This is a genomic window from Actinacidiphila sp. bgisy160 (genome assembly GCF_965342435.1).
Taxonomy (GTDB): Bacteria; Actinomycetota; Actinomycetes; order Streptomycetales; family Streptomycetaceae; genus Actinacidiphila.
On the sequence record NZ_CBDRCM010000008.1, the window covers coordinates 71956 to 82515 of the forward strand.

Sequence of the window (10560 nt, forward strand, 5' to 3'; positions counted from 1 at the left end):
GTGTATCGGCGGCGGGCCCGGCATCCTGCGCCAACGTGGAAGGATCACCCGCACGAGGGTGTACGGGGTGGCCAAAGCGGCCGGTCCCGGGGGCGCGGCGCCCCCGGGACCGTGTCGAACGCGGTGCGAAGGACTTACGCCTCCTCGTCCACCCAGCTCATGAGCTTGCGCAGCTTCTTGCCGGTGGTCTCCAGCAGGTGGTTCTCGTCGGCCTTCTTGTACTCGTTGTACCGCGGCAGACCGGCGTTGTACTCGGCGATCCAGTTGTTGGCGAAGGAGCCGTCCTGGATCTCCGCGAGGACCTTCTTCATCTCGGCCTTGGTGGCGTCGGTGATGATGCGGGGACCGGTGACGTAGTCGCCCCACTCGGCGGTCTCGGAGATGGACCAGCGCATCTTCTCCAGGCCGCCCTCGTACATCAGGTCCACGATGAGCTTCAGCTCGTGCAGGCACTCGAAGTACGCGATCTCCGGCTGGTAGCCGGCCTCGGTCAGCGTCTCGAAACCGGCCTTGACCAGAGCCGCGGTACCACCGCAGAGCACGGCCTGCTCACCGAACAGGTCGGTCTCGGTCTCCTCGGTGAAGGTCGTCTTGATGACGCCCGCACGGGTGCCGCCGATGGCCTTGGCGTAGGACAGCGCGAGCGCGAAGCCGCCGCCGGTGGCGTCCTGCTCGACGGCCGCGATGCACGGGACGCCGCGGCCCTCCTCGTACTGACGGCGCACCAGGTGGCCCGGGCCCTTGGGGGCGACCATGCACACGTCGACGCCGGCCGGGGGCTTGATGAAGCCGTAGCGGATGTTCAGTCCGTGACCGAAGAACAGCGCGTCACCGTCCTTCAGGTTGTCCCTGATGGACTCTTCGTAGACCCGCGCCTGGATCGGGTCCGGGACCAGGATCATGATGACGTCGGCCTCGGCCGCGGCCTCGGCGGGGGTGACCACGCGCAGGCCCTGCTCCTCGGCCTTCGCCTTGGACTTGGAGCCCTCGTGCAGGCCGACGCGCACGTCGACGCCCGAGTCGCGCAGCGACAGCGCGTGCGCGTGGCCCTGGCTCCCGTAGCCGATGACCGCGACCTTGCGGCCCTGGATGATGGACAGGTCGGCGTCGTCGTCGTAGAACAGCTCGGCCACTTCGGGTCTCTCCTTGGTGATCTGGGGGGTTGCCCACACAGTACGTCCGCGGGCTGAATCAAGTGTGGCGGTCTCGCTATGCGGTCCGGTCGAGGGCGCGCAGGGAGCGGTCGGTGATCGAGCGGGCACCGCGGCCGATCGCGATCGTGCCGGACTGGACGAGTTCCTTGATGCCGAAGGGCTCCAGCATCTTCAGCATGGCCTCCAGCTTGTCGGCGCCGCCGGTGGCCTCGATGGTGACCGCCTCGGGTGAGACGTCCACGGTCTTGGCGCGGAACAGCTGGACGATCTCCACGATCTGCGAGCGGGACTCGTTGTCGGCGCGGACCTTCACCAGGACGAGTTCGCGCTGGACGGCGGAGGAGGGCTCCAGTTCGACGATCTTCAGGACGTTCACCAGCTTGTTGAGCTGCTTGGTGACCTGCTCCAGCGGGAGGTCCTCGATCACGTTCACCACGATGGTGATGCGGGAGATGTCGGGGTGCTCGGTGGTGCCCACGGCGAGGGAGTCGATGTTGAAGCCGCGGCGGGAGAACAGGGCGGTGATCCTGGCCAGGACACCGGGCTTGTTCTCCACCAGGACGGAGAGCGTGTGCTTGGACATGTCGCGTCGTTCCTCTGCTTCTCTCTCGGTCCTCAGTCGTCCGCGGCGTCGCCGAAGTCGGGGCGGACGTCACGGGCGGCCATGATCTCGTCGTTGGAGGTGCCGGCGGCGACCATCGGCCACACCATGGCGTCCTCGTGGACGATGAAGTCCACGACGACCGGGCGGTCGTTGATGGCGTTGGCCTTCTCGATGATCTCGTCCAGCTCCTCGGGGGACTCGCAGCGCAGCCCGACGCAGCCCATGGCCTCCGACAGCTTCACGAAGTCCGGGACGCGGGTGCCGGCCGGCGGGGTCTCGCTGACGCCCTGGTGGGAGCCGCGGCCCGCGTTGGTCTCACCGGCGTGCAGGACGGTGTTGGAGTAGCGCTCGTTGTAGAAGAGCGACTGCCACTGCCGGACCATGCCCAGGGCGCCGTTGTTGATGATGGCGACCTTGATCGGGATGTTGTTCAGCGCGCAGGTGACCAGTTCCTGGTTGGTCATCTGGAAGCAGCCGTCGCCGTCGATCGCCCACACGGTGGAGCCGGGCCGGCCGGCCTTGGCGCCCATGGCGGCGGGGACGGCGTAGCCCATGGTCCCGGCGCCGCCGGAGTTGAACCAGGAGTTGGGCCGCTCGAAGGAGACGAACTGGGAGGCCCACATCTGGTGCTGGCCGACGCCGGCCGCGAAGAGGGTGCCCTCCGGAGCCAGCTCGCCGATCCGCTGGATGACCTGCTGCGGGGACAGGCTGCCGTCGGCGGGCAGGTCGTAGCCGAGCGGGTAGGTCTCGCGCAGCCCGTTCAGCAGTTTCCACCAGTCGGTGTAGTCGCCGCGGCGGCCCGCCTCGTGGTCGGCCTGGACGGCGACGATCAGGTCGGCGATGACCTCACGGGCGTCACCGACGATCGGCACGTCGGCCACGCGGTTCTTGGAGATCTCGGCCGGGTCGATGTCGGCGTGCACGATCTTGGCGTACGGGGCGAAGGAGTCGAGCTTGCCGGTGACCCGGTCGTCGAAGCGGGCGCCGAGCGCGACGATCAGGTCGGCCTTCTGCAGGGCCGCGACGGCGGAGACCGAGCCGTGCATGCCGGGCATGCCGACGTGCTGGGAGTGGCTGTCGGGGAAGGCGCCCAGTGCCATCAGGGTGGTGGTGACCGGGGCGCCGGTCAGCTCGGCCAGGATGCGCAGCTCGCCCGTGGCGCGGGCCTTGAGGACGCCGCCGCCGACGTACAGCACGGGGCGCTTGGCCTCGTTGATCAGCCGGGCGGCCTCGCGGATCTGCTTGGCGTGCGGCTTGGTGACCGGGCGGTAGCCGGGCAGGTCGGTGGCGGGCGGCCAGGAGAACGTGGTCTGCGACTGCAGGGCGTCCTTGGCGATGTCGACCAGGACCGGGCCGGGGCGGCCGGTGGACGCGATGTGGAAGGCCTCGGCGATCGTGCGCGGGATCTCGTCCGCGTTGGTGACGAGGAAGTTGTGCTTGGTGATGGGCATCGTGATGCCGCAGATGTCCGCCTCCTGGAAGGCGTCGGTGCCGATCGCCTTGGAGGCCACCTGACCGGTGATCGCGACGATGGGGACCGAGTCCATGTGGGCGTCGGCGATCGGGGTGACCAGGTTGGTCGCGCCCGGGCCCGAGGTCGCCATGCAGACGCCGACCTTGCCGGTGGCCTGCGCGTAGCCGGTGGCGGCGTGGCCCGCGCCCTGCTCGTGCCGGACCAGGACGTGGCGCACCTTGGAGGAGTCCATGAGCGGGTCGTACGCGGGCAGGATCGCACCACCCGGGATGCCGAACACCGTGTCGGCGCCGACCGCCTCAAGAGAACGAATGAGGGACTGGGCGCCCGTGACGCGCTCGGCGGGAGTGGGCTGCGGCGCGGCGCCGCGGGCCCGCGGCTGCGGGTGGTGGGCCCCGGTGGCCTGCTCGGTCATCTGGTTCTCATCTCTCAGGAGTTTGAGGGTGGAGAGGGCGGTATGTCTGGATCCCAGGCAACAAAAAACCCCTCGTGCCGGCAGGCAAGCGAGGGGAGCGCGTCGGTGCGTTCCACGAGGCGGTCAGGGGCCCCGGGTCAGCCGACGCGCTTTCCAAGTACGAGAATTCGGGTGCGCATGAATCTGACCTTCCTCCTCGCGAGCAGGGAGTGTCAAGCGGGTGGGACGGGCGTCTCATTATTTGAGCGTAGCTCTTCCGCCTTCCGTGTGCCGCGCACGGAGATCCGGGCGCTGCCCAGCGCAGTCGGGCCGTCGGGCACGGGGTAGCCCCCGCGGGTCAGGGAGGAGCGCAGCCGGTGCTCGTCCACCGGCCCCGAGAATGCCATGCCCTGACCATGGGTGCAGCTCATCTCCCGCAGGGCCAGCACCTGCTCCGGGCGGTCCACGCCCTCGGCCACCGAGCGGATCCCGAGGTCCTCGGCGATGCGCAGCAGCCCCGCGGTGATCTTTCGCAGCCGTGGGGACTCCACGACGCCCTCGGTGAGCCCCCGGTCCAGCTTGAGCACGTCGACGGGGAGCCGCCGCAGCGCGTTCATGGGCGCGTAGCCGCTGCCGAAGCCCTCCAGGGCGATGCGCACCCCGAGCCCGCTCAGCGCGGTCAGCCGCCGCTCCAGCTCGTCCAGGGAGATCCGCGGGTCCTGGTCGGCGATCTGCAGGACGAGGGAGTCCGGCGGCAGCCCGTGCCGTTCGAGCAGGGCCTCGACGTCCCTGGTGGGCAGCTCGCGGTGCATCAGGCGCCGGGTGGACAGGCGTACGGCGACGGGGACCGGGCAGCCCGCGGCATGGCGCAGCGCGGCCTGGCCGACCGCCTCCTCCAGCAGCCAGCGGGCCAGCTGCGCGGTGCGGTCGGTGTCCTCGGCGACCCGCAGGAACTCCGCGGGGGTGAAGAGGATGCCCTGGGCGGAGCGCCAGCGGGCCTGCGCCTCGACGGCCGTCACCTCGCCGGTGCCGAGGTCGACCACGGGCTGGTGGAGCAGGGCGAACTCGCCATCGCGCAAGGCCGTGCGCAGCCGTCCCGCGAGCTCGGCGCGGCGCACCACCTCGGCCTGCATGGCGGGCGCGTACATCTCGACCCGGCCCTTGCCGGCCTGCTTGGCCCGGTACATCGCCAGGTCGGCGTTGCGCAGCAGCTCGCCGGGGCTCACCCCGGGATCGGCGAAGGCCACGCCGATGCTGGCGGCCACCCGGACCTCGGTGCCGTCCACCCGGTAGGGCTCGGAGAGGGCGGTGCGGAGCCGGTCGGCGACCTCGTGGACCTGGTACTCGCGCAGATGGCGATCGGCGCTGGTGCCGCAGATGAGGGCGGCGAACTCGTCGCCGCCCAGGCGGGCGGCGGTGTCACCGGCGCGCACCGAGTCCTGCAGGCGCCGCGCCGCCTGGACGAGGAGCTCGTCGCCGGCCTGGTGCCCGACGGTGTCGTTGACCGCCTTGAAGCCGTCGAGGTCGATGAAGAGCACCGCTGTGGTACCGGTGTCGCCGTCGCCGGCCCGGCGGCCGCCGATCGCCTGGCGGATGCGCTCGGTGAACAGGGCACGGTTGGGCAGGTCGGTGAGCGGGTCGTGCGAGGCGTTGTGCTGCAACTGGGCCTGGAGGCGGACCCGCTCGGTGACATCGCGGCTGTTGAAGATCAGGCCGCCCTGGTGGCGGTTGACGCTCGACTCCACGTTGAGCCAGCTGCCGTCCCCGTGCCGTATGCGGCACTCGATGCGCGTGGCGGGTTCCTCGGTCGCGTGGGCGGCCAGGAAGCGGCGCACCTCGTGCACCACCCGGCCCAGGTCCTCGGGATGGATGTGGGTGGCGAACTCGGTGCCGACCCACTCCTCGGGATCACACCCGTACACGCCCCTGGCGGCGGGGCTCACGTAGCGCAGCACGCCGGTCGGGGAGGCGATCATGATGACGTCGCTGGAGCCCTGCACGAGCGACCGGAAGTGGTTCTCCTTCTGGGCCAGCTCCTGGGTGAGGGCCATGTTGTCCAGCAGCATGATGCCCTGGCGCACGACCAGGGCGAGCACGACGGTGCAGCCGGTGAGGAGCACCACCCGGTCGCTCTTGCGGCCGTCGATGACGTTGTAGAGGATCCCGAGCACGCAGACCGCGGCGGCCAGGTAGGGGGTCAGCGCCGCCAGCGAGCCGCTCATCCGGCGGCCCTGCTCCTGGTGCCGTGCCCTCGTCCCCCGCTCGGCGGTGTCGCGTTCCCCGACCCATGGGGCGTAGGCGAGCAGCATGCTGCCGGCGAACCATCCGGCGTCCAGGATCTGGCCGGAGGTGTAGTGCTCGCGCAGCAGGGGCGAGGTGAACAGCGCGTCGCACAGCACCGTGAGGGCGAGGGAGGCGATGGCGGTGTTCACCGCCGCCCGGTTGGCCGTGGAGCGCCGGAAGTGCAGCGCCAGCACCATGCTGACCAGCATGATGTCCAGCAGCGGGTACGCCAGGGACAAGGCGATGCGTGCCGTGCCGCGGCCCTCCCACAGGGCCGTCTGGGCCAGGGCCAGGGTCCACGAGAGGGTCAGCAGGGAGCCGCCGATGAGCCAGGCGTCCAGTCCGAGGCAGACCCAGCCGGCCCGGGTGACCGGCCGCTTGGCGAGCACCAGCAGCCCGATGATCGCCGGAGGCGCGAAGAGCAGGAAGCAGAAGTCGGCGACCGAGGTACGCGGCACATCACCGCGCAGCACGACCTCGTACCATCCCCAGATGCCGTTGCCGAGTGCCACCATGGCGGAGGAGACGGCGAACAGCGCCCACGCGGGGCGATACCGGTCGGCGGCGGCCCTGCGGACGTAGACGAGGCAGGAGACGGCCGCGGCCAGCGCGGCCGCGGAGAGCCCGAAGTCGCCCATGACCAGGGCCAGCCGGCTGGAGCCCCAGCCGAAGGCCGAACCGATGGCGTAGCCGCCGCAGAGCACGACCAGCAGCATCTGGGGCAGCAGGCCGGTCCGGTTGCCCGGCGCGGGCGCCTGCGAGAGGACCGCACCGGGCGTGCTCACGGCGTCGTCCCGTGAAGCCGCGAGCGTCCCCGGCACGGTGTGCCGCGGTCCAGCGTCGGATGCTCTCTCCATTGGCCGTACATCGCCCGTCGCCCCCCATCAAGTCCTGAGTCGTCCCACGCCCGTTCGCGGCTCGCCGAGCCGCCCCGGTCGTGCTCCCCCAGTGCGGGACGATACACCAGTCCAGTCACTCAGGGACATAGTTCCTCTACACAGCGTGACCACGCGTAGCGTCCTGCCCCACGCGTGCGGCACCCGGTGCCAGGCGCGCGGTCAGGTGGTCACGACGACGTTCGCGAGGTCATGGCCGGCCGCGAAACGGCGCAGTTGCTCGCGGAGCAGCCGCTTCGCCCTGGGCAGGAAGGCGGAGGTGCTGCCGCCCACATGCGGGCTGACCAGGACACCCGGGGCGTGCCACAGCGGGTGGCCCGGAGGCAGTGGCTCCGGATCGGTGACATCGAGTGCCGCCTGGAGCCGGCCGGCCTCCAGCTCCGCGAGGAGGGCCCTGGTGTCCACCACGGGTCCGCGGGCGACGTTCACCAGCAGGGCCCCGTCCTTCATCCCGGCCAGGAAGCGGGCGTCGGCCAGATGGCGGGTGGCCGGGGTGAGCGGCGTCGACAGGACGACCACGTCCGCCTCCGGCAGCAGCCGGGGCAGGTCCCCCAGGGCGTGCACGGGGCCGTGCGGGGAGCGGCGGGCCAGCCGCGCGACCCGCGAGACACGGCATTCGAAGGGGGTGAGCCGGTCCTCGATGGCGGCACCGATCGATCCGTAACCGACGATGAGCACGTGCTTGTCGGCGAGCGCCGGGTAGAAGCCGGAGTGCCACTCCTCGGCGTCCTGGCCGCGGACGAAGCGGGGGATGCCACGCAAGGCCGCAAGGGTGAGGGCGACGGCCAGCTCGGCGGTGCTGGCCTCGTGCACCCCGCGGGCGTTGCACAGCCGCACACCCGGTGGGAACTCCCGAAGGTGGGGTGCGACGTGGTCGACGCCCGCGCTGAGGGTCTGCACCACCTCGAGCCCGGACATCAGGGGCAGCGGGCGGCCGGCGACCTCCGGGCCCTTCATGTAGGGCACCACGTAGAACGCGACGTCGGCGGGGTCGGCCGGGAACTCCTCGTCGCCGTCCCAGAAGCGGTAGTCGAGTTCGGCGGGGAGCCCTTCGACGTCCTCGGCGGGGATCGGGAGCCAGACCGTGGGGCGGTGGTTCCGGGTGATGTCAGCCATGGTCAGGAGGCTATGGCACAGTGGGGCGGCGCGAGAGGTCAGCGGAGGTCAGCCAGGTGGAGCGCAGGACGGTCGGATCGGCGGCCCTGGAAGTGGGCGCCGTCGGCCTGGGATGCATGCCGATGAGCTGGGCGTACACCGCGTCCCGGCAGGACGGCGAATCGTCACTGCGCGCCGTCCACGCGGCGGTCGACCACGGCACGACGCTGCTGGACACCGCCGACATGTACGGGCCGTTCACCAACGAACTGCTGCTGGGGCGGGTGCTGAGGGAGCGTCGCCGGGAGGTCTTCGTCTCCACCAAGTGCGGACTGCTCGTCGGTGAGCAGCACCTGGTGGCCAATGGCCGCCCCTCATACGTGAAGCGGGCCTGCGACGCGTCGCTGCGGCGGCTGCAGACCGACGTGATCGACCTCTACCAGTTGCACCGGGCCGACCCCGAGGTCCCCGTCGAGGAGACGTGGGGCGCGATGGCGGAGCTGGTCGCGGCGGGCAAGGTGCGCGCGCTGGGGTGGTGCGCGGTGGGGGCGCGGGCGGCCCGGCGCGCGGGCGCGGGCATGTACGACGAGACGCTGCGGCAGTTGCGCCGCGCCCAGCAGGTCTTCCCGGTGAGCTGCGTGCAGGCCGAGCTGTCGGTGTGGTCTCCCGAGGCACTGGCGGATCTGCTGCCCTGGTGCACGCAGCGCGGGGTCGGCTTCATGGCCGCGATGCCGCTCGGCAACGGCTTCCTCACGGGCACGCTCACCCCGGGCCAGGGCTTCGAGCCGGACGACGTACGGGCCCGCCATCCCCGGTTCACGGCCGAGATGATGGCCGCCAACCAGCCGATCGTCGCGGGCCTGCGCAGGGTCGCCGGGGCGCACGGCGCGACGCCCGCGCAGGTCGCGCTGGCCTGGGTGCTGGCCCAGGGACCGCAGGTCGTGCCGATCCCCGGGGCGAAACGGGAACGGTGGACGACGGAGAACGCCGGCGCCGCGGAACTGCGGCTGTCCGACGAGGACTTCGCGGAGATCGCGGCGCTGCCGCCGGCGCGGGGTTCCTGGGACTGAGGTGCCCGTCGGGTCCGGCGGGGCCGAGGGAACCTGCGGGACTTGCCTGAGGGACCTGCGGGACTTGGGGGACTCGAGGGACCGAATGAGGCGGGGGGCGGCGAGGAAGTCCACGGCCGGCGGTGGGAACCACGAACGGCCGGGCGGTGTAGTGATGGACGTGATGTTCTTGGAGTCCGAGCCGGAGAAGCCCCGGGAGGAAAGCGTGGGACGCCGTGCCGCCGTCGTGACCGCCGCGCTGGCCAGTGCCGCGCTGCTCGCCACCGGATGCTCCTCGGACGGTGACCCCGCCCCGCCTCCCCCGGCCTCCGCCTCCGCGAGTCCGTCGGCACCGGCCTCGGGCGGCACGGAGGAGCCCTCGGCGCCGGCGAAGGGCACGGCGGAGGTCACCGGCACCGTCGCGACCGGGCTCAGCACCCCGTGGGGCGTGGCCGTCCTGCCCGAGGGCGATCTGCTGGTGGCCTCCCGGGACACCGGCCGGGTCGTCAGGGTGGCCGCCGGCAGTGGCCGCACGACGCAGGCCGGCACGGTGCCCGGGGTCTCCCCGGGGGGCGAGGGCGGCCTGCTGGGGCTCGCCGTCTCGCGGGACTTCGCGACCGACCACCTGGTGTACGCGTACTTCACCACCGCCTCGGACAACCGCATCGCGCGCATGCTCTACGACCCGGCAAAGCCGGCCGGGGAGCAACTGGGCGCCCCCGACACCATCCTGCGGGGCATCCCGCACGGCGCCATCCACAACGGCGGGCGGATCGCCTTCGGCCCCGACGGCATGCTCTACGCGGGCACCGGCGAGAGCGGCGACCGGGGCCTGGCGCAGGACAAGAAGTCCCTGGGCGGCAAGATCCTGCGGATGACCCCCGACGGCCGGCCCGCGCACGGCAATCCCGAGGCGGACTCCGTCGTCTACTCCTACGGGCACCGCAATGTGCAGGGCCTCGCCTGGGACAGCCGGGGGCGGCTGTGGGCCTCGGAGTTCGGGCAGGACACCTGGGACGAGCTCAATCTGATCGAGCCCGGGAAGAACTACGGCTGGCCGGTGGTGGAGGGCCTCGCCCGCCGCGAGGGCTATGTGGACCCGGTCGCGCAGTGGCGTACGGACGACGCCTCGCCCAGCGGCATCGCCTACGCCGACGGCTCGATCTGGATGGCCTCACTGCGCGGTGCCCGTCTGTGGCGGATCCCCCTGGCCGGGACGAAGGCCGCGGCCGACCCGCAGGCGTTCCTCGCGGGCGAGTACGGCCGGCTGCGCACCGTCGTGGCCGGTCCGGACGGCGGGCTGCTGCTGACCACCAGCAACACCGACGGCCGGGGCGAGCCGCGCAAGGGCGACGACCGGATCCTGCGGCTGCGGGTGAGCTGACCCACGACACCCCGGAGGTGCGATGTTCAACGCGCTGGACGAGCTGTTCGCGCCGGGCCGCAGGCACGCCGAGGACGAACGCAACCGCCTGGAGCTGGTGCGCGACGAGGAGGGCGACGCGGATCCCGGCCGGGGCCCGGTCGACCTGGACTCGGGCACCGTCCTGATACGTCCGCCTCGGGCCGGCCGGCCATCCGCCGTCAGGCCGTGACGGCCGGCTCTGCCGG

General features: G+C 71.8%; 8 protein-coding genes. 3 read left to right on the top strand and 5 right to left on the bottom strand.

What is annotated here, in order from left to right:
- Positions 1-134: 134 nt before the first annotated feature.
- The 5 genes from ilvC to ACRWNP_RS10030 form a co-directional block, all read right to left on the bottom strand.
- Entirely contained in the window at positions 135-1133 is a 999-nt protein-coding gene (gene ilvC / locus ACRWNP_RS10010; protein WP_431960706.1) for a ketol-acid reductoisomerase, read from the bottom strand.
- Between the two features lie 76 nt (positions 1134-1209).
- Positions 1210-1737, bottom strand: a complete 528-nt coding sequence (gene ilvN / locus ACRWNP_RS10015) for an acetolactate synthase small subunit (RefSeq protein WP_361792575.1) — start codon at positions 1735-1737, stop codon at positions 1210-1212.
- A gap of 32 nt (positions 1738-1769) precedes the next feature.
- Positions 1770-3647, bottom strand: coding sequence for an acetolactate synthase large subunit (locus ACRWNP_RS10020; protein ID WP_431960708.1), 1878 nt, complete (start codon positions 3645-3647; stop codon positions 1770-1772).
- A 212-nt stretch (positions 3648-3859) separates the two neighbouring features.
- Positions 3860-6694: a putative bifunctional diguanylate cyclase/phosphodiesterase gene (locus tag ACRWNP_RS10025; protein WP_431960709.1), complete on the bottom strand. Its 2835-nt coding sequence runs from the start codon at positions 6692-6694 to the stop codon at positions 3860-3862.
- A gap of 273 nt (positions 6695-6967) precedes the next feature.
- A complete protein-coding gene (locus ACRWNP_RS10030; RefSeq protein WP_431960710.1) occupies positions 6968-7921 on the bottom strand; it encodes a 2-hydroxyacid dehydrogenase in 954 nt (317 codons plus the stop codon).
- A gap of 56 nt (positions 7922-7977) precedes the next feature.
- On the opposite strand from ACRWNP_RS10030, the gene ACRWNP_RS10035 reads away from it, so the two are divergent.
- The 3 genes from ACRWNP_RS10035 (at position 7978) to ACRWNP_RS10045 (ending at position 10544) form a co-directional block, all read left to right on the top strand.
- The gene (locus ACRWNP_RS10035; RefSeq protein WP_431960800.1) at positions 7978-8970 is read left to right on the top strand and encodes an aldo/keto reductase; all 993 of its coding nucleotides are present in this window, start codon (positions 7978-7980) and stop codon (positions 8968-8970) included.
- Between the two features lie 226 nt (positions 8971-9196).
- On the top strand, positions 9197-10333 hold the full coding sequence (locus tag ACRWNP_RS10040) for a PQQ-dependent sugar dehydrogenase (RefSeq protein WP_431960801.1): 1137 nt from the start codon (positions 9197-9199) through the stop codon (positions 10331-10333).
- Between the two features lie 22 nt (positions 10334-10355).
- Positions 10356-10544 carry a DUF6191 domain-containing protein gene (locus tag ACRWNP_RS10045; RefSeq protein ID WP_431960711.1) on the top strand — a complete coding sequence of 63 codons (189 nt, stop codon included), beginning with the start codon at positions 10356-10358 and terminating at the stop codon, positions 10542-10544.
- Positions 10545-10560: the final 16 nt, after the last annotated feature.